At 75.4% G+C, this 20069-nt stretch carries 7 protein-coding genes; 1 reads left to right on the top strand and 6 read right to left on the bottom strand.

What is annotated here, in order from left to right:
• Positions 1-27: 27 nt before the first annotated feature.
• Genes QSK45_RS35175 through asnB form a run of 5 tightly spaced genes read right to left on the bottom strand, consistent with a single transcriptional unit; the run spans position 28 to position 11665 of the window.
• Positions 28-765, bottom strand: coding sequence for an aspartyl/asparaginyl beta-hydroxylase domain-containing protein (locus tag QSK45_RS35175; protein ID WP_285562992.1), 738 nt, complete (start codon positions 763-765; stop codon positions 28-30).
• A 1-nt stretch (position 766) separates the two neighbouring features.
• Positions 767-7318: a non-ribosomal peptide synthetase gene (locus tag QSK45_RS35170; RefSeq protein WP_285562991.1), complete on the bottom strand. Its 6552-nt coding sequence runs from the start codon at positions 7316-7318 to the stop codon at positions 767-769.
• On the bottom strand, positions 7315-9030 hold the full coding sequence (locus QSK45_RS35165) for a non-ribosomal peptide synthetase (RefSeq protein ID WP_285562990.1): 1716 nt from the start codon (positions 9028-9030) through the stop codon (positions 7315-7317). The genes QSK45_RS35170 and QSK45_RS35165 overlap by 4 nt, the downstream gene beginning before the upstream one ends.
• A complete protein-coding gene (locus tag QSK45_RS35160; protein ID WP_285562989.1) occupies positions 9027-9788 on the bottom strand; it encodes an aspartate/glutamate racemase family protein in 762 nt (253 codons plus the stop codon). Before QSK45_RS35160 ends, QSK45_RS35165 begins: the two co-directional genes overlap by 4 nt.
• Positions 9785-11665 carry an asparagine synthase (glutamine-hydrolyzing) gene (gene asnB, locus QSK45_RS35155; protein ID WP_285563039.1) on the bottom strand — a complete coding sequence of 627 codons (1881 nt, stop codon included), beginning with the start codon at positions 11663-11665 and terminating at the stop codon, positions 9785-9787. Before asnB ends, QSK45_RS35160 begins: the two co-directional genes overlap by 4 nt.
• Positions 11666-11886: 221 nt before the next feature.
• Between asnB and QSK45_RS35150 the strand changes: the two genes are divergently transcribed.
• Entirely contained in the window at positions 11887-12681 is a 795-nt protein-coding gene (locus tag QSK45_RS35150) for a thioesterase II family protein (protein WP_285562988.1), read from the top strand.
• Between the two features lie 59 nt (positions 12682-12740).
• On the opposite strand, the gene QSK45_RS35145 is transcribed toward QSK45_RS35150, so the two are convergent.
• On the bottom strand, positions 12741-20066 hold the full coding sequence (locus QSK45_RS35145) for an amino acid adenylation domain-containing protein (RefSeq protein WP_285562987.1): 7326 nt from the start codon (positions 20064-20066) through the stop codon (positions 12741-12743).
• Between the last annotated feature and the right edge of the window lie 3 nt (positions 20067-20069).

Raw genomic sequence — 20069 nt, 5'->3', positions numbered from 1 at the left:
CGGCTGGTTCCCCGCGACGGCGGCGTGTCAGACCGCCATCAGATAGCGCTGGAACCGCGGCATGAGGTGCTCCAGCGCGCGGACCTCGGTCTCGGTCAGTTCGGGGTGCCAGACGTCCCAGAGCAGGACGGCGCGCTGCTGGGTGCCGCGGTTCCACGCCTCGTGGATGAAGCTGTCGTCGAAGAGGATGACCTTGCCCTCCTCCCAGCCGCGCTCGTCGTCGCCGACCTTGACGGCGCAGCCGGGCGGCACGATCAGCGGCAGGTGCGCGGTGAGCAGCAGGTTGACCCCGCCGGTGTGCGGGGTGATGTGCACGCCGGGGTTGAGGACGGTGAACATGCCGTCGCGGGGCCCGTGCGGGGTCGCCGCCAGCGCCTCGCACGTCTTCGGGCAGCGCTCCCGCGCCTCGTCGCGCCACTTGCCGTCGCGGTAGATCTGGTACGTGTCCCAGCCCTGCCAGCCGAGTTCCTTGGTGTACAGGTCCTCGTAGGGGGCGAAGCGGGCCTGTGCCTCGCGCAGCGCGAGGAACTCGGCGCGGATGTCCGCGAAGGCGGCCTCCATGCCGGCCGCCCACGGCTGGGCGGCGGCGTCGTGCCAGGGCAGCGCGCTGATCCCGGGGAAGAAGAGCCGGGTGGGCTCCTGGTCGTCGTGCAGGTATTCGGGGGCCTTCTCGCCGACGAGGATCGCCAGGCACTCCTCGACCCGTTCCAGGCCGTCGCCGCCCACGGCGTCCCGCAGCTCCGTCATCACGCTCTGCACGTCCATGTCAGTCTCTCCCTGTCGGTGTGTCGGACCCCGTGGGTGTGTCGGAACCTGTCGGCGTGCCGGCCCCCGGCCGCGTGTCGGGTCTCCCGGCCCGGCCGCGGGCGCGGGCGCGCACGGCGGAGCGTCGTCGGGTGCCGCGCGCGGCGGCGTCGTCCGCGGGGGCGTCGGGGGCTCCGGGTCCCGACCCGGCGGGGCCGTCCAGACCGGCGACGAACTCGGCGATCGTGGGCCGGGCGAAGACGTCCACGAGGCGGACCGGGCGGCCGAGGCGGTCGGCGAGGTCCAGCTGGAGCCGGGCGGCGAGCAGTGAACTGCCGCCCGCCTCGAAGAAGTTGGTGTGCCGCCCCACGGGACGGTCGGCGCCCAGCACCCGACGCCACGCGTCGGCGACCAGCTGCTCGACGGCACCCCTCGGTGGCGCGGCCGTGTCCGGGGCGGCGTCCTCGGGTGCCGGGAGCCGGGCACGGTCCCGCTTGTTGGTGCGGGTGCGGGGCAGGGCGTCCAGGAGCAGCACGCGTTCCGGTACGACCGCGGCGGGCAGCCGTTCGGCCAGCCGCGCCCGGAGTTCGGCGGCCGTGACGTCGCCGCTCACCACCGCGTATCCGATCAGGCGGGGTGCGGCGGCCGTGCCGTGCAGGGCGGCCGCGGCCTCCCGTACCGCCGGATGGGCCTCCAGCAGGGCCTCGATCTCCTCCAGTTCGACCCGGTTGCCGTTGATCTTGACGAGGCTGCCGGTGCGGCCGGTGAAGGCGAGCTCGCCGTCGGGCAGCCAGCGACCCAGGTCGCCGGTCCGGTACAGGGTGCCGCCGGGCACCCAGGGGTCGGGCACATAGGCCCGCGCGCTCTCCTCGGGGCGGCGGTGGTAGGAACCGGCCAGGAATCCGCTGCGCAGGTGGATCTCGCCGACCGCCCCGACCGGGCAGGGCCGGCCGCGGTGGTCGAGCACGAGGGCCTGCCGTCCGGGTATAGGCCGCCCGATGGGGACGGAGGAGGAGAACCGTTCCTTGGGCGCGAGTTCGCGGTGGGTCGCGAGGACGCACTCGGTGGGCCCGTACAGGTTGTGCAGACGGGGGCGCACGGGGCGCTCGGCCCAGGCGGCGGCGAGGGACGGCGGCAGCACCTCCCCGGCCAGCAACACGTGTTCCAGGTGGGGCAGTTCACCGTCGGCGCGGTCCAGCGCCTCGGTGAGGACGGCGAAGAACCCGGGCACGGTCTGGATCTGGGTGACGCGTTCGGCGCCGAGCCAGTCGGCCATCGCGACCGGGTCGCGCCGGACGTGCTCGGGCGGGACGGACAGCGCGGCGCCGTGGCACAGGGCGGCGAACACCTCGGTGTAGGCGGCGTCGTAGGTGAACGGCGCCCACTGGGCGACCCGGCTGTCGGGCCTGATGCCGAAGTGCTCGCCCTGCCAGTGGGCGAACTGCGCGAGCGTCGCGTGCGGCAGGGCGATGCCCTTCGGGGTGCCGGTGGAGCCGGAGGTGTACACCAGGCACAGGGTGTCGTCGCCGGTGACGGCGGGGGCGGGCACGGCCGCCACGTCTCCCGGCTCCGGCACCCCCCCTTCGAGCGGCTCGACGGGAACCCGGCCGAAGGTCCCCCGCCCGGCGTCCCACAGGCCCGGCTGGGCGGCCAGGCATTCCTCGGCGGCCAGGACGCACACCGGATCGGCGTCGGCGAGGACGGCCCGCAGACGCAGTTCCGGCGTGTCGGGGTCGAGGACCGCGAACGCGGCACCGGTCTTGGCCACGCCCAGGATCGCCGCGGTCTGCGCCGGTCCCGTGGGCAGCAGCACCGACACGAAGCGGCCGGGCCCGGCGCCGCGGTCGCGCAGGCGCAGGGCGATCCGGTCGCTCCAGGCGTCCAGCGCGCCGTAGCTGACGACCTGTCCCGCATGGCGGACGGCGGGGGCGTCCGGCCGGGCGGCCGCGCGGGCGCGGAACAGCTCGTGCACGGGCACCGCATGGCTCTCGCGGCCGGTGCCCGCCGGGCGCGGGGACGGCGTCTCCCGCTCGTACGGGTCGACGGAGGCGCGGGCGGCCTCGGCGTCCGGGTCGTCCAGGGCCGCGTGCAGCAGGGTGCGCAGGTGGCGCGCGAAGCGGGTCGCCCAGGCGGCGGTGAAGCGTCCGGTGGCGTACTCCAGGACGCCCTCGATCCGGTCGGGGTGTTCCTCCAGCGCCACTGTCAGGTCGTACTTGGCGGTCCGCGTGGACACCGGCCGCAGCACGCCGGAGGCGGCACCGAGCCGGAGCCGGTCCTCGGGCGCGTCCTGGAGGACGAGGGTGGCCTGCGCGAGGGCGGTGCGCCCGGGGTCGCGGGCCACGCCGAGGGCGTCCACCAGCCGGTCCAGCGGGACGAGGGACCGGTCGAGGTCGGCCGCGAGCAGGGCCGCGGTGCGGCGGGCCAGCTCGGCGAAGGAGGCGCCGCCCGCGAGGTCGACGCGCACCGGCAGGGTGTTGACCAGGGAACCGATCAGCCCCTCGAGACCGGGTGCGCCCCGGTTGGCGGCAGCCACCCCGACCACGATGTCGTCCGTGCCGCCGTACCGGCCGAGCAGGGACGCGTAGGCGCTGAGCAGCAGGGTGAACGGGGTGACGCGCAGCCGCGCGGCCACCGTGCGCAGCCGGGCGGTGAGGTCGGGCTCCAGGACGAACGGCACGGTGGCGCCGGCGCCCGCGGGGGCCGGTTCCGCGTCGGGGTCGGCGGGCAGCTCCAGGACGCCGGGGTGGCCGTCGAGGCGCTCGCGCCAGTACGCGAGGTGCTCCTCGCGGACGGCACGGGCGGCGGGGCGGGCCTGGGCGGCGGCGTACCGAAGGAAATCGACTTCGGGCAGCGGGGGTTGGGACCCCGTGCCGGTGTGCTGCGCGTACAGCGCGGACAGTTCGCGGACGGCGACGCCGATCGACCAGCCGTCGAGGGCCATGTGATGCGCCGTCACGATGAGGTGCGCCTCGCCGCCGTCGACCACGGTGACCCGCAGCAGGGGCCCCTCGGACAGGTCGAAGGGCCGTCCGGCCTCGGCCTCGACGGCGTCGTCCAGGGCGCGCCGGGTGCCCCCGGGCACGACGCGGGGGCGCACCGAGTCCGCGGGCAGCCGGAGCAGGACGGGCCCCTCGTCGGTGAGGGCGCAGCGGGCGGCGAGGACGGGGTGGCGGGTGGCCAGGTCCCGCAGGGCGCGGGTCAGCGCGGCGAGGTCGACGGGCTGGTCGAGGCGGACGGCGGCGGCGAGGTTGTAGGCCGCGGACTCGGGCGCCAGGCGCTGGGTCAGCCACAGTTGCCGCTGCTGGTCGGTGAGCGGGACGGGACCCTCGGGAACCGGCTGCCGGTCGAGGGGCGTGTCCTGGGCCTCGGCGGCGTCGGCCGCGCGGGCCAGGCCCTTCGGGGTGGGATCGGCGTAGAAGCCGGCGAGTGAGGGCGTCCGGCCCAGGGTCTCGCGGAGGCGGCCGAGGAGGCGGGTGGCGACGATGGAGTTGCCGCCGGCGGCGAAGAAGTCGTCCGTGGTGCCGACGGACTCCGGTGCCGCGCCGAGGAGTTCGGCCCACAGCCGGAGCACGGTCCGCTCGGTGTCGGTGACGGGCGCCGTGGGCGCGGCGCGGCCGTCGATCTCCCGGGCCCGGCGCGCGAGGGCCGGACGGTCCACCTTGCCGCTGGTGTTCAGCGGGAGTTCCGCGACCGCGGCGAAGACGGCGGGTACGACGGCGGCGGGCAGCAGGGTGCGCAGATGGCGGCGCAACTCGGCGGCCAGGGCGTCGGCTCCGGCGGCGGACGCCCCGGCGCGCTCCGGTGCGCCGGGTACGACGAAGGCGACGAGCCGGGGTGCGGCGGGCCGCTCCCGGTCCACCACCACGACGGCGGCCCGTACCAGCGGGTGGGCCGCCAACCCGGCCTCGATCTCGCCCAGTTCGACGCGATGGCCGAGGATCTTCACCTGCTGGTCGGAGCGGCCGAGGACCACGATCCGTCCGTCGGGCAGATAGCGGGCCAGGTCGCCGGTGCGGTAGACGAGGGCGTCCGGGTCGCCGGTGGCGAGCGGGTCGGCGGCGACCGGGTCGGGGACGAAGGCGGCGGCGGTGAGGTCGGGCCGGTTCCAGTACCCGGCGGCGACACCGGCGCCGCCGATGACGAGTTCGCCGACGGCGCCGAGCGGGACCGGGCGGTCGTACCGGTCGAGGATGTGGCAGTAGGTGCGGGCCAGCGGGCGTCCGACGGTCACCGGTTCGCCGGGCAGGACGCGTCCGGCCGTCGACCAGATGGTGGTCTCCGTGGGGCCGTACAGGTTCCACAGTTCGGCGCAGCGCTCCAGCAGCCGGCCGGCGAGCGCCCGGTCGAGGGGCTCGCCGCCGCTGAGCGCCCGCAGTCCTGGCAGCCCTGGCCAGCCGTCGTCGAGCAGCGCCCGCCACAGGGACGGGGTGGCCTGCATCAAGGTGGCCCCGCTGTCGCGCAGCAGCGCGGCGAGGCGGCCCGGGTCGCGGACCGTCTCGTGCCCGGCGATCACGACGCGGGCGCCCGCGACGAGCGGCGCGAACAGTTCGAGCACCGAGATGTCGAAGGTGAGCGCGGTGACGGCGACCAGCACGTCCTCGGCGCCGATGCCGGGCTCGCGGACGACGCTGTGCAGGAGGTTGGCGACGCGGTCGTGCGGTACCGCCACTCCCTTGGGGCGGCCGGTGGAGCCCGAGGTGTACATGAGGTAGGCGAGCGAGTCGGCCGGGGGGCCGTCGGGGAAGGGAACGGCCGGGACGGTGTCCCCCGCCGGCGCGAGCGCGTCCTCCTCGGCCAGCAGCGCGCGTGCCTCCACCCGGTCCGGGCCGTCGGCCGCCGCCGACCGCTCCCCGGCCCCGCTCACCACCCACCGCGCCCCGCTGTCCCGCACCACGTACCCGACCCGTTCCGCGGGCAGGTGGGCGTCCAGCGGCACGAGCACCGCCCCGGCCCGCCACAACCCGACGACCAGGGGTACGAGCGCCGCGTCACGCGGCGCCAGCAGGGCCACCCGGTCCCCCGGGCGCACGCCGTACCGGCCGGCCAGCCGGGCGGCGACCCGGTCGGCCGCCCGGTCCACCTCGGCCCGGGTCAGCACCCGCTCCCCGTCCGCCACGGCCGGGGCGTCACCCTCGCGCGCGGCGAGCAGCCGCAGCGCGTGCGCCACCGTCGGCCACGGCGGCGGGGTCCGGTCCGCCGTGTTGAAGCCGTTCACGACCCGGTCGCGGGCGTCCCGCGTGGTCACCGGCAGATCGGCGAGGCGCCGCCCGGGGTCGGCCGCGGCCGCCCGCAGCAGGCAGAGCAGTCCGTCGGCGATGCCCTCGACGGTGCTCGCGGCGAGCGCGGCCGTCCGGTACTCCAGGGCCGCGTCGAGGTCGCCGGAGGGCCGTGGCCGCAGGAACAGGGACAGGTCGTACTTGGCCGCGCCGCTGTGCGAGGGCACGGGTGTGGTCTCGACGCCGGGCAGGGCGAGGGTCGTGGTGGGCCCGCTGTGGAAGGCGTACATCAGCTGGAACAGCGGCGACCTGCCCCCGGAGGCGTGCGCGAGGTCCTCCACGACGAGGTCGAACGGCGTGTCCCGGTGGGCGAGGTCGGCCTTCAGGTCGCGCCGGGTGCGGGCCAGGGCCTCCTCGAAGGTGGGGGTGCCGGTGAGGTCGACGCGATGGGCGATGACGTTGAGCAGCGGGCCGACCACCGCGCCGAGGGCGGGCCGGTTGCGGGTGGCCACGGGCATGCCGACGACGAGGTCGCCCTGTCCGGTGTAGCGCTGGACGACCGCGCTGTACGCCGTCAGGAGGGTCGCGGGCAGGGTGGCGACGCGGCTGCGGGCGAGGGCGGCGAGGTCGGCCACCAGCTCGGCGGGGATGACGAAGTGGTGGATGCCGCCCGCGATGGCGTCGGCGGGGCGGGCCCCCGCCGACGCGTCGGTGGGCAGGCTGAGCACGGGCAGGTCGGTGCCGAGGCGTTCTCGCCAGTGGGCGAGGCCCGTCCCGGCGTCGGGGTCGGTGCGCTGCCAGGCCGCGTAGTCGCCGAAGTCGACGTCGGCGCGGGGGAGCCCGCCGGCCGTGCCGGCGTACCGCGCCGCGAGTTCCTCCAGGAAGAGGCCGAACGCCCAGGCGTCCACCACGATGTGGTGGGCGACGAAGAACAGCAGGTACCGCTCCTCGCCCAGCCGGAACAGGCAGGTGCGCATGAGCGGTGGCCGGGTCAGGTCGAGGGGCTCGGCGGCCGCGCGGGCGACGAGTTCGAGCAGCCGTGCCTCCCGCCGTTCTTCGGGCAGACCGGTGAGGTCGACGCGTTCGACGGTGGGGCGGACCGCATCCGCGAACCGCTGGTACGGCTCCCCCGCGTCGTCCGTGGCGATCACGCACCGCATGACCTCGTGCCGGGCGGCCATCTCCGCGAGGGCGCGTTCCAGGGCGTCGGCGTCCACGGGGCCGGTGAGCCGGAAGGCCGCGGTCTCGTTGTGCAGCGCGCTGCCGGGGACGAGCTGTTCGGCACGCCAGATGGCGCGCTGGGCGTAGGACAGCGGGGCGCGGTCCCGGTGCGGGCGCGGCGGGAAGGGCGCGGTCATCGGCTGCTCCCGGCGCTCACGGCGGCGGCGAGACCGGCGACGGTGGGGTTCTCGGCGAAGACGCGCAGGGGGAGGTCCGTGCCGTAGCGCGAGCGCAGCCGGTCCAGGAGCCGGGCGATGGCCAGCGAGTCGCCGCCGAGCAGGGTGAAGCTGTCCTGCCGTCCCACGGCGGGCAGGTGCAGCAACTCGCACCACAGCGTGGCGATCTCGGTCTCGACGCCGTCCCGGGGACGGTCGTCGGCCTCGATCGTCCGCGCCGCCGAGGGCACGGGGAGGGCGCGCCGGTCGGCCTTGCCGTTGAGGGTGCGCGGGATGGCGGCGAGGCGGACGAACACGGCGGGCCGGCTGCCCGGCAGGAGCCCGGCGTCGGCGTGGGCGCGCAGCTCCTCGTCGGTGACGGTGTCCTCGGCGACGACGTAGGCGCACAGCGCGGGGTCGGCGTCGCCCTCCGCCACCGCGGAGGCGCAGGCGTCCCGCACCCCGGGGTGGCGGCGCAACACGTCTTCCACCTCGCCCAGTTCGACGCGGACGCCGTTGACCTTGACCTGCTGGTCGCGGCGGCCCAGCACCTCCAACGCGCCGTCCTCGCGCAGCCGTCCGAGGTCGCCGGTGCGGTAGGCGTGCGGCTCGGCGAACCCGCCGGGGCGGCCGTCCAGGTAGCCGCCGAGCGGGAAGGGGGTGCGGATCTCGATCTCGCCGATGGTGCCGGTGACGGGGCGGCCCGCGGCGAGCACGCGTACCTCCACGCCGGGCAGGGGCACTCCGGCCGGGACGGTGCGGGCCTCGGCGTCCTCGGCGCGCAGCCGCCGGAAGACCTTGGTCATGGTGGTCTCGGAGGGCCCGTAGAGGTTCACCAGGTCCTTGCGGTCGCCGAACAGGCCGTGCCACCAGGCGATGTCGGCGGGCCGTACGGCCTCTCCGGCGAGCAGCACGGTGCGCAGCGCGGGCAGCGAGCCGGCGGTGAGACCGGCGGCGCGCAAAGTGCGGAAGACGGTGGGGACGCAGTGCAGGATCTCGACCCGCTCGGCCTCCAGCCAGGCGGCGAGTCCGGCCGCGACGGGCGGGGTGCCGGTCGTGGCGGCGTGCACGCTGCCACCGGCGCGCAGCGGGAGGAGGGCGTCGCGCAGGAAGGCGTCGAACCCGGGCGAGGTGAGCAGCGAGACGCGGGTGCCCTCGGTGACGGCGAACTCGGCGGTCTCCCAGTCGAGGAAGTGCTCCACGGCCGCGAGGCTGCCCTTGATGCCCTTGGGGCGGCCGGTGGTCCCCGAGGTGAAGTACACGTATCCGGCGTCCGGGACGTCGGGGTCGCGCCAGTCGTCGGCGTGCCAGGCGCCCTGCTCGGCCTGCCCGGCGTCGATGAGCCGTACGGCGTGTCCGGCGAGGGCCGCGCGGCCGGTCCCGTCCACGACGACGGCCGTGGGAGCCAGGTCCTCGAGGAGTGCGGTCCAGCGCGCGGCGGGCTGGCGGGTGTCGACGGGGGCGAAGGCGCGGCCCACGGCGGCGCAGGCGAGGAGGGCGGCGACGACCGGTACGGGGTCGGCGCAGGCGATCAGCACGGGTCCCTCGCCCTCGGCCAGGCGGTCCCTCAACCCGGCCGCGTGCCGGGCGAGTTCGCGCCGGGTCCAGTGGCGCCCCGGGGTGGCGATCGCGAGGGCGTCCGGGTCCTTCTCGACGTGGTCGGCCCACCGGCGCAGGATCGTGGTGTGGCTCACAGCTCTCCGTTCTTGATCCGCCCGGCCACCACGGCCAGGGGGTCGATGGCCGGGAACTCGGCGGACAGTCCCGCGGCTTCGACGGCCCGGGTGACGAGGTGCAGCTCGGTGCAGGCGGCGACGAACCGCCGTACGCCGTATCGGGGCAGGACGGTGCGCAGGAAGTCGAGGGTGCCCAGCGGGTCGCCGCCGGTCTTGAGGCGGTAGACCTCGCGGTGCAGGGCCTCCTGGTCGTCCGGGCGCAGGGCGAGGAGGTGGCGGGCGGCGGTCGGGCGTCCGGCGGTGAGGATGCCGGCCTGGGCGGTGCCCTTGGTGCACAGCAGCAGGTGCGGGCGGCCGTCGCGGGCGAGTTCCTCGTGGACGACGTCGACCAGGGAGACGCAGCGGCGCAGCAGCGCGGGCGGCAGGTCGCCGAGGACCCGGTGGGCGGTGACGCACGCGACGACGATCCGCTCGGCTCCGGCGGTGGCCAGTCCCTCGACGGCCTTCTCGACGGCCCGGTACAGGGCCTCCAGGCGGCCCGCGCCGATGGCCTCGGTGCGGTCGACCACGGCGGGGTCGGACCACAACAGCACGCGGGGCGCCTGTTGTTCGGGGCGGCCGTCCGCGGGGAGGTAGACGCTGCGCAGCAGTTCGGTGGAGGCGAGGGGGCCCATGCCCCCGACGACGCCGACCAGGGGCAGCGCGGGAGGGGCGTCGCAGGCGGGGCCCGACGGTGCGGGCGCCGGGCGGTCCGGTGGTGCGGAGAGGCGGGTCATCCGAGACACGGCAGGCCGAACTCCTCTACGAAGAGCGCGAAGGTGGCGATGACCATCAGGTAGTCGGTGTCGAGGTGCGCGTGCACCTGGTCGCCACCGGCCCGCTGGTGGCGCACGAGAGTGGAGACCGCGTCCGGGTCGAAGTAACCCTGTTTCCGCACGACTTCGGGAGACAGGAGTTCCTCGAACCAGTCGGCGCCGGTGTGCAGCAGATGACTGCTGGTCTGGCCGCGGAAGCCGAACTTGGGCCGGGCGAGCACCTCGCCGGGGACGAGGGGTGCGGCGAGTCTGCGCAGGACGGCCTTCTCGGTGCCGCCGGCCACCATGAGGTCGGGGTGGAGACGCAGGGCCTGGTCGACCACCGGCCGGGCGAGGAAGGGGAAGCGTGGCTCGACGGCGTTCGCGAGGGCCATGCGGTCGCCGTGGTCGCCGAGGAGGTGGTCGGCCAGCCGCAGATGGAAGTCGAGGTAGGACCGCTGGTGCAGGGGGTGACGGCCGCGCAGCCGGTCGGCGTCCACCAGCCGCTGCCCGGTGACGGCGAACTCCTCGAAGGAGGGCGCCAGTTCGGGGGCGTACAGGTCGCGGCGCAGTTCCTGCGCGGTGATCTGGTCCTGCTCGTAGGCGATGTCGACGCCCCACATGCGCTCGCGTATCTCGCCCTCCAGCAGGGCGTCGAGTCCGTCGAGGCGGCTGCCGCCGAGGCCCGCGGCGTCGTAGCGGTACCCGGGGTAGCCGCCGAAGAGTTCGTCGGCGCCCTCGCCGGTGAGGACGGCGACGGTGCCGTCGGCGCGGACCGCCTCGGACAGCTTGAGCGAGCAGACGTTGTACGACTCGCGGACGGGCGTCTCGGCGTGCCGGACCATCTGCCGGAGCCGGTCGGCGAGGTCGTGGCCGTGCACCGGCACCTCGTGGTGACGGGTGCCCAGCTTGGCGGCGACCAGCCGTTGGTGGCGGCTCTCGTCGAAGTCGTGGCCGGGGAAGACGACGGAGTAGCTGGGCCAGGCGTGTCCCGGGCGGGCGCCGGCGGCGAGGGCGGCCAGGAGGCTGGAGTCCAGTCCGCCGCTGAGGTAGAGGCCGACCGGGACGTCGGCCATGAGCCGGTCGCGCACCGCGCCGTCGAGGAGCGTGGCCATGTGGTCCGCGGCGCGGTCGAGTTCGGCGTCGGGACCGGCCGGCGCGGGGTCCAGGTCGGCGGCGGCCGGGTAGTCGAGGTCCCAGTAGCGCTCCACCCGCACCCCGTCGGCGTCGGCCAGCAGCCGCTCGCCCGCGCGCAGGGAGTGGATGCCCTCGAACATGGTGCGGGGGCTGACGAGTCCGGGCAGGGTGAGGACCTGGTCGAGGCCGCGCAGGTCGACGCGGGGACTGACCGCGGGGTGCCGCAGGATCGCCTTGATCTCGGAGGCGAAGAGCAGCAGTCCGTCCACCACGGTGTAGAACAGGGGCACGATGCCGGCGTGGTCGCGGGCCAGCATCAGCCGGCGCGCGGCCACGTCGTACAGGGCGAAGGCGAACTGGCCGTCGAGCCGGTCGGTGAGGCCGACGCCGTGGCGGCGGTAGAGGTGGACGAGCACCTCGGTGTCGCACTCGGTGCGGAACCGGTGGCCCGCGCCGCCGAGTTCCGCGCGCAGCCGGCGATGGTTGTAGATCTCGCCGTTGCAGACGGAGACCAGACCGCCGTCCTCGGACAGATGCGGCTGGTTTCCATGCTCCAGGTCGTTGAGCGCGAGTCTGCGGAATCCCAGTGCGATTCCCTCGCCGGTGTAGTGGCCGACATCGTCAGGACCCCGGTGGATCAACTCGGATGTCATTTCACGAATAACACCTGTTTCGCAATGGCGCGCCCCGCCGAGCGAGAACATTCCCGCAATTCCACACACGTTGGAAAATCCCCGTTTCACGTTTGCACGGCATTGCCGGGTGCGAGTGTCACCCTAGCCGAGAAGTTTTTCCAGATCAATGAAAAGTTTTCGGACCGCACTGCCGCACAAGGTTATTGACGACCCGTCGTACTGGCCTGACGGGCGAAAACCCAAATAGGCTCCGCGGTGCGGGCCGCGGTACGGCACGCAACTCCACGACAGCGGAAGGGCACAACGCAGTGACACACAACCGATGGACTCCCTGGGACTCGGCCCCCGCGACCGACGGCGGCGCGGCTCCGGTCCGGGTCTACTGTCTGCCGCACGCCGGCGGCTCGGCGGGTGCCTATCTGGCCTGGGCGCGCTCCCGGCAGGCGCCGGGACTGCACTTCGTGCCGGTGGAACTGCCCGGCCGCGGCACCCGGATGGGAGAGCCGCTGCTGACCTCCATGCGGGACGTGGTCGACGGAGTGCTGTCGGTGCTCGGATCCCGGCCGGCCGACGAGCCGTTCGTCCTCTTCGGGCACAGCATGGGCGCCCAGATCGCGTACGAGACGGCACGCCGCCTGGTGGCCGAGGAGCGGCCGCTGCCGCGGGCCCTGGTGGTCTCCGGATGCCGGCCGCCCGGCTCCCCGGCCGCGCTGCCCCTGCGCGACCGCGACGACGAGCAGCTGGTCAAGGACATGGGGGAACTCGGCGGCACCCCGGCCGAGATACTGCGCCACCGCGAGCTGCTGGAGATGCTGCTGCCGGTGCTGCGGGCCGATCTCACCCTGCTCGACGCGTACATGCGCGAGGTGCGGCCGACGGTGCTGCCGTGCCCCACGGTCGCGCTCGGCGGGACCGAGGATCTGCTGTCCGGGGCCGAGTGGGTCGGCGGCTGGCGCGCGGTGACCGCGGGCGGCTTCCGGCAGCGGATCCTGCCCGGCGACCATTTCTTCCTGCACAGCAGGGTGGACGAGGTGATGGCGGAGATCTCCGCCGCCGTGGCGGACCACGCCGGCACAGCGGGCCGGGCCGACGCGGTGGGCTGAGCCGGCGCCCCGCCGCCCGGAGGCCGCGGCGGCCTCCGGGCGGCGGGTACACGCGGGGCTCACCGCTCCTCCAGCCGGGCGAGTTCCGCGGCCAGCACGCGGCCGATGAAGTCGATGTGGCCGGGCTCGGCCAGCTCCAGGTGCCGGGCCGCCATCGGATGCTCGGTGACCTCGCCGGTCAGGTACGGCGCCCACAGCTGGGCGCTGCTCGCACCGCCCAGCTCGGCCGCCCGCCTGGCCTCGGCGGTCGCGGTGAAGGCGAGCAGGCCGCCGTCGTGGACGCGGGGCGTCCAGCGGATCATCAGCTCGCCGTGGTAACGGCAGGCGTCGACCATCGCGGCGAGCCCGGCCGGGTCCTTCGGGGCGGAGGCGCCCATCGCCGGGGCGAGCAGCCGCAGCAGCTCCGCGGGCTCGGGCACCCGACCGCCGTCCCGCACCGCGGCGATGTCCGCCGCCGGCGCGCCCACGCCGTCGAGCAGGCCGAGCAGCACGTCCTTCTCGCTCACCGGGTCGTCGGGCGCGCGCCGGTCGGACTCCAGGGGCGGCACGCTGTCCATCAGCGCCAGCAGCTCGACCCGCTCGCCCGCCTCGCGGAGCTGGACGGCCATCTCGTGCACGAGGACGCCGCCGAAGGACCAGCCGAGGAGCCGGTAGGGGCCCTCGGGCTGGATCCGCCGTATCCGCGCCAGGTACTCGGCGGCGAGCCCGCCGAGCGTCGCGGGGCGGGGGCCGTTGCCGGCCGGGCCCGCGCCCTGGAGGGCGTACACCGGCTGCTCGGGCCCGAGGCCGCGCAGCAGGCCGACGTAGCCGAAGCCGTCGCCGACGACGGGGTGTACGCAGAACAGCGGCCTGCGGCTGCCCTGCGCGCGCAGCGGCAGCACCGGCTCCCAGGTCACCCGGTCGTCCGCGAACCGGTGGTCCAGACCCGGGTCCCCGGCGATCCGGTCGGCGAGACCGGCGGCCGTCGGGTGGTCGAAGAGGGTGCGCACGGCGAGCTGCACGCCGGTCTCGGCGCGGATCCGCTCGACCAGCCGGACCATCATCAGCGAGTGCCCGCCGAGCAGGAAGAAGTCGTCGTCCGGGCCGGCCCCGGGGACCTCCAGGACCTCGGCGACCAGGGCCGTCAGCACCCGTTCCAGCGGCGTGGCGGGCTCCCGGGCGGTCCGCTCCTCGGCGTCCGGGACGGCCGCGGGTTCGGGCAGGGCGGCGCGGTCCAGCTTGCCGTTGGGCGTGACCGGCAGCTCGTCGAGGATGACGTAGCCGGTCGGCACCATGTGCTCGGGCAGCCGGGCGCGCAGGTGTTCGCGCAGTTCGCCGGCCGTGGGCTCCGGACCCTGTCCCACGGGCACCACGTAGGCGACGATGCGGGGCGCGCCGTGCCGGTCCTCGCGGACCAGGACCACCCCGGCGGCGACGGCCGGGTGGTCGCCCAACGCCGCCTCGACCTCGCCGAGCTCGATGCGGAAGCCGCGGACCTTCACCTGGCCGTCGACGCGGCCCAGGTACTCCACCGCCCCGTCGGCGCGCCAGCGGGCGATGTCGCCGGTGCGGTACATGCGGGACCCGGGCGGCCCGTAGGGGTTGGCGACGAAACGCTCGGCGGTCAGCGCCGGGCGGCCCAGGTAGCCGTCGGCCAGCTGGGCGCCGTCGAGGTACAGCTCGCCCGCGACACCCGGGGGGAGCAGCTGGAGTTCGGCGTCGAGGATGTGCACCCGGGTGTTCCACACGGGCCGTCCGATCGGCACCGGGCGGCCGTCGTCGTCCCCCGGCCGGCAGGTCCAGGCCGTCACCTCGATCGCGGCCTCGGTGGGCCCGTACTGGTCCACGAGCCGGATCCCTGGCAGCACCTGGTGGAAGCGTCGGGCGGTCGCCGTGCTCAGCGCCTCGCCGCCGACGATGACCAGGCGCAGCGAGTCGCACCGGCCGGCGTCGGGGTGCTGGAGGAACGCGTCCAGCATGGACGGCACGAACTGCGCCACCGTGACCCGCTCCTCGCGGATCAGTTCGCACAGGTATCCGGGGTCCCGGTGGCCCTCCGGCCGGGCCACGACGAGGGTGGCGCCGGTGCTGAGCGGCCAGAAGATCTCCCAGACGGAGACGTCGAAGCTGGACGGCGTCTTGTGGAGGACCCGGTCCTCGGCCGTGAGCAGGTACTGGTCCTGACCCCACCGCAGCCGGTTGGTCACGGCGCCGTGCGGCACGACGACGCCCTTGGGGCGGCCGGTGGAGCCGGAGGTGTAGATGACATAGGCCGGGTCGGTCGGGGCGGGGACGGCGCTCGCGGCCCGCTCCGCCACCACCGGGACACCGGCCGTCCCCCGCTCCACCGGCGCCGGAGCCTTCGCCCCGGCCCGCTCCCGCGCGGCCTCGGCTCCCGGGAAGACCAGTGCCACGCCCTCCGGCACGCTGAGCCGCTCCGCCTCCGCGGGCGTGGCGACGACCGCCGTCGGCCGCGCGTCCTGGAGCATGAACGCGAGCCGGTCGGCCGGGTAGTCCGGATCGAGCGGCACGTACGCGGCCCCGGTCCGGTGCACCGCGCACAGCGCGACGACCAGTTCGACGGAGCGGGGTACGGCGACCGCGACGGTGTCGCCCCGTCCCACGCCGTGCGCCGCGAGCCGACCGGCGAGGCCGTCGACGAGCGCGTCGAGGCCGCCGAACGTCACCTCCTCGCCCTCGAAGACGACCGCGGTCGCCTCGGGGGTCCGGGCGATCTGCTCGGCCACGGAGGCGGCGAGCGTGGTGGGCTCCAGCTCGTGCCGCGTGTCGTTCCACTTGTCGAGGACGAGGCGCCGCTCGTCGTCCGAGAGCAGGGCGACCCGGCCGATGCGCCGGTCGGGGTCGGCGGCCACGGCGGTGAGCAGCCGGGTGAGCCGGTCGGCGAACGCGGCGGCGCCCGCCTGGTCGAACAGGTCGGTGCGGTACTCGACGGTGCCGGTCAGCGGCCCCTCGCCGCCGTCCTCGGCGCGCTCGGCCGCCAGGGTCACGGTGAGGTCGAACTTGGCGGGGGCCAGCTGGACGGTGATCCGCTCGGCGGTGACACCCGGGATGTCGAGGCGGACTCCGTCGCCCTGGTCCACCACGAGGGCGACCTGGAACAGCGGGTGCCGGCCCGGCTGCCGCTCGGGGTTGACGAGGTCGACCAGCTGCTCGAAGGGCAGGTCCTGGTGGGCGTAGTCGGCCACGTCCCGCTCCCGCACCCGCTCCAGCAGCTCCCGGAACGTGGGGTCTCCCCCGGTGTCGGTGCGCAGCACCAGCGTGTTGACGAAGAAGCCGACCAGGTCCTCCAGGGCGGCGTCGGTGCGGCCCGCCACCGGGGTGCCGAGCGGGATGTCCGTGCCGGCGCCGAGGCGCGTCAGCAGGGCGGCGAGCGCGGCCTGTACGGCCATGAAGAGGCTCGCGCCGCCCGCCCGCGCGAGGTCCGCGAGTGCCTTGTGGGTCGCGGCGTCGATCCGGACGGGAACGGTGCCGCCCTCGTGGCCGGTCTCGGAGGTGCGGCGGCGGTCGACGGGGAGCGGCACCTCGTCCGGCAGGCCCGTCAGGGCCGTACGCCAGTACTCCCACTGCCCGGCGGCGAGCGTGCCCGGGGTGCGGGCGTCGCCGAGCAGCCGGTGCTGCCACAGGGTGTAGTCGGCGTACTGGACGGGCAACGGCGACCAGTCGGGGGCGCGCCCCTCGGCGCGGGCCCGGTAGGCGGTGGCGAGGTCGGCGGCGAGCGGCTGGAGGGACCAGCCGTCGCAGGCGATGTGGTGCACCGTCAGCAGCAGGACGTGGCGGCCGGGTCCGAGCAGGTACAGCCGGGCCCGCAGCGGCGGCCGGTTCGCCAGGTCGAACGGCACGGACGCCGCGGCCCGCAGCTCGGCCGCGAGCCCCTCGCCCTCGGCACGAGCGGGGTCGAGCGGGGCGATGTCCAGCAGTGACGGCAGATCCGCCGGGTCCAGGACCCGCTGGTGGGGTACGCCGTCGCGGTCGGGGAACACCGTGCGCAGCGCCTCGTGGCGGACCACGACGTCGTGCAGCGCGGCGCCGAGCGCCCCGATGTCGAGGGGTCCGTCGAGCCGCAGCGGCAGCGGGATGTGGTAGGCGGGACTCTCCGTCTCCAGGCGCTGGAGGAACCACAGCCGGCGCTGGGCGTGCGAGAGCGGGGTCTCGGCGGGACGTTCGGCCGGGACGAGCGCCGGGCGCTGCTCCGTGCCGCCGAGCAGGCGGGCCAGCCGGGCGGGGGTGCGGCCCTCGAAGACGGCGCGGATCGGGAGTTCGGCGCCGGTGACCGCGCGGACCCGGCTGACCAGGCGCATGGCGAGCAGCGAGTGCCCGCCCAGCCGGAAGAAGTCGTCGTCGGGGCCGACCGCGTCGGCGCGCAGCACCTCGGCGAACAGCGCGCACAAGGTGGCCTCCCGCTCGTCGGCGGGCGGGCGGCCGCCGCCGTCGGTGACGCGCAGGTCGGGTTCCGGCAGGGCGCGCCGGTCCAGCTTGCCGCTGCTGGTGAGCGGCAGCCGGTCGAGGTGGGCGAAGGCCGCGGGCAGCATGTACGCCGGGAGGTGCTCGGCGAGGTGGTCGTGCAGTTCGGCGGCGCCGGGCGGCCGGCTGCCGGCCGCGGGGACGACGTAGGCGGCGAGGTGGGGGTCGCCGGTCTCCTCGCCGCGCACGGCGACGGCGGCCTGGGCGACGCCGGGGTGCCGGGCGAGTACGGCCTCGATCTCGCCGGGTTCGATGCGGAAACCGCGGATCTTGACCTGGTCGTCGGCGCGGCCGAGGTACTCGACCCGTCCGTCGCGCAGCAGCCGGGCCAGGTCGCCGGTGCGGTACATGCGGCTGCCGGGCGGCCCGTAGGGGTCGGCGACGAACCGTTCGGCGGTCAGCGCGGGGCTGCCGACGTAGCCGCGGGCGAGCTGGGGTCCGGACAGGTACAGCTCGCCGGGCACGCCGAGGGGGGCAGGGCGCAGGCGCTCGTCCAGGACGGCGGCGCGGACGTTCTCCAGGGGGCGTCCGATGACCGGGACGGGGCTGTCGCGCAGTTCGCAGGAGAGCGCGTCGACGGTGAACTCGGTCGGCCCGTAGTAGTTGTGCACGTCCGTGCCCTCGACCGCGGCGAGCCTGGTCCACAGCTCGGGTCCGACCGCCTCGCCGCCGAGCATGAGGACGCGCGGCCGGTGGTGGCCCGCGTCGAGGAGACCGGCGGCCAGCAGCGCCTGGGTGTAGGTCGGGGTGAGGTCGAGGAAGTCGAGGCGCTCGCGCCGCACCTCGGCGACGAGGGCCTCGGGGTCGAGGCGCACCTCGTCGGGGAGCAGGTGCAGGCAGTGCCCTTCGAGGAGCCAGAAGAACGGTTCCCAGGCGGTGTCGAAGGTGATCGAGGCGACCAGGCCGAGCCGGAGGCGGGGGGCGCCGTCGGGCGCGTACCGGCGCGCCATGCGGACCCGGTGGTGGTGGGCGAGGTGGCTCAGCGCCTCGTGGCTCACGGCGACGCCCTTGGGGGTGCCCGTCGAGCCGGATGTGTGGATGACGTACGCCGTGTCCTCGGGGCGGACCGGGGCCGCGCGGTCCGCGTCGGTGAGGCCGGTGTCCGGGCGGGCGGCGACGCGTTCGCGCGTGCCGGGGTCGTCCAGCACCAGGGCGGGCGTGCCCCCGGGCAGCCGGGGGGCGGTCACCGCGGTGGTGACGGCGCAGACGGGACCCAGCGTGGAGGCGACGGCGGCCAGCCGTTCGGCGGGGGTGTCCGGCGTGAGCGGGACGAAGGCGGCGCCCGACTTCAGGACCGCGAGCAGCGCCACGACGAGGTCGGCGGTGCGGTCGAGCAGCACGAGGACCGGCGCCCCGGGCGCCGCGCCCCGCTCGACCAGTTCGCGGGCGAGCCGGTTGGCGCGGGCGTCGAGTTCACCGAAGGTCAGCCGGGTGTCCCCGGCGACGAGCGCGGGCGTGTCGGGGTCGGCCGCGACACGCTCCTCGAAGGACTGGTGGTAGGCGAGCGCGGGGACCTCGCTCGCCGGGCCCTGCCACAGTCCGGTGAGGACGCGGTGGTCGTCGTCGGTGACGAGGTCGATGTCGCCGAGGCGGAGGTCGGGGTCCTCGACGACCCGCTCCAGGAGCAGGACGAGCCGCCGGGTGAGGTCCTCGGCACCCGCCCGCTCGAACAGGTCGCTGCTGTACTCGACGAAGCAGGTCAGCCCGGCCGGGGCGCCCTGGGGGTCCTTGCGCTCCATGACGTTGAACGACAGGTCGAACTTGGCCCCGCCGGGGTCGGCCTCGACCACCTCGCAGTCGACGCCGGGCAGCCGGAGGGCCGCCTCGGGCAGGTTCTGGAAGGCCAGCATGACCTGGAACAACGGGTGCCAGGCGAGCGAGCGCGGCGGGTTCAGGGCGGTGATCAGCCGCTCGATCGGCATGTCGTGGTGGGAGAAGCCCTGGAGGTCGGTGTGGCGCACCCGCTTGAGCAGTTCGCGGAAGGTGGGGTCGCCGGAGGTGTCGACGCGCAGCACCAGCGGGTTGACGAAGTAGCCCACCACGTCGTCGTACCGGGAGTCGGCGCGCCCGGCGGTCGGGCTGGCGAGCGGGATGTCGTCGCCGGCGCCGGAGCGGCTGAGCACGGTGGCGAGCGCCGCCTGGACGACCATGAAGAGGCTGACCCGGCAGGTGCGCGCGAGGGCCAGCAGGTCGCGGTGCAGGTCCGCCGGGATCTCCCAGGGGAAGTAGTCGCCCTCGTGGGACATGGCCGCGGGGCGCGGCCGGTCGGTGGGCAGCGGCAGGCAGTCCGGTATCCCGGCGAGCGCCTCCTTCCAGTAGGCCAGTTGGGCGCTGATGCCGCTGTCGGGGTCGTCCAGGCTGCCGAGGGAGCGGTGCTGGGCGAGGGCGTACTCGGCGAAGTCGGCCGTCAGGGGCGGCCAGTCGGGTGCCTCGCCGGCGAGGCGGGCGACGTACGCGGTGTTCAGGTCGCGGGCCAGGGGGGCCATGGACCAGCCGTCGCCGGCGATGTGGTGCTGGACCAGCAGGACCAGGTGGTCCTGCGGCCCGAGCGCGAACACCCGCAGCCGCAGCGGGATCTCGGTGGCCAGGTCGAAGCACTCGCGGCAGGCCGCGGCGATCAGGCCCGGGAGGGCGGCCTCGTCGGCGGGCTCCACCGTCAGGGGCGTCTCGACGTCGGCGGCGTCCAGGATGCGCTGGTAGGGGGTGCCGTCCCGGTCGGGGAACACGGTCCGCAGGGCGGCGTGCCGGCCGATGACGTCGGTGAGCGCGGCGCGCAGCGCCTCGATGCCGAGCGGGCCCCGCAGGCGGAGCGCCACCGGCATGTTGTAGGAGGCGTCGCCCTGCTGGAGCCGGTCGTTGAACCACAGCGCGAGCTGCGCGTAGGACAGCGGGATCTCGCCCGCGACGGTGCCTTCGCCCTGCACTAG

Source organism: Streptomyces hygroscopicus subsp. hygroscopicus (assembly GCF_030269125.1).
In the GTDB taxonomy this organism is placed as follows: domain Bacteria; phylum Actinomycetota; class Actinomycetes; order Streptomycetales; family Streptomycetaceae; genus Streptomyces; species Streptomyces hygroscopicus_C.
The sequence above is the reverse complement of the archived record's forward strand: the minus strand, read 5'-3'. Positions and strand labels throughout refer to the sequence as shown.

Excerpts from the sequence above, each read along its gene's own strand:
- QSK45_RS35160 (WP_285562989.1), bottom strand. The coding sequence starts at position 9,788 with ATGACCCGCCTCTCCGCACCACCGGACCGCCCGGCGCCCGCACCGTCG.
- QSK45_RS35170 (WP_285562991.1), bottom strand. The coding sequence starts at position 7,318 with ATGACCGCGCCCTTCCCGCCGCGCCCGCACCGGGACCGCGCCCCGCTG.
- QSK45_RS35175 (WP_285562992.1), bottom strand. The coding sequence starts at position 765 with ATGGACGTGCAGAGCGTGATGACGGAGCTGCGGGACGCCGTGGGCGGC.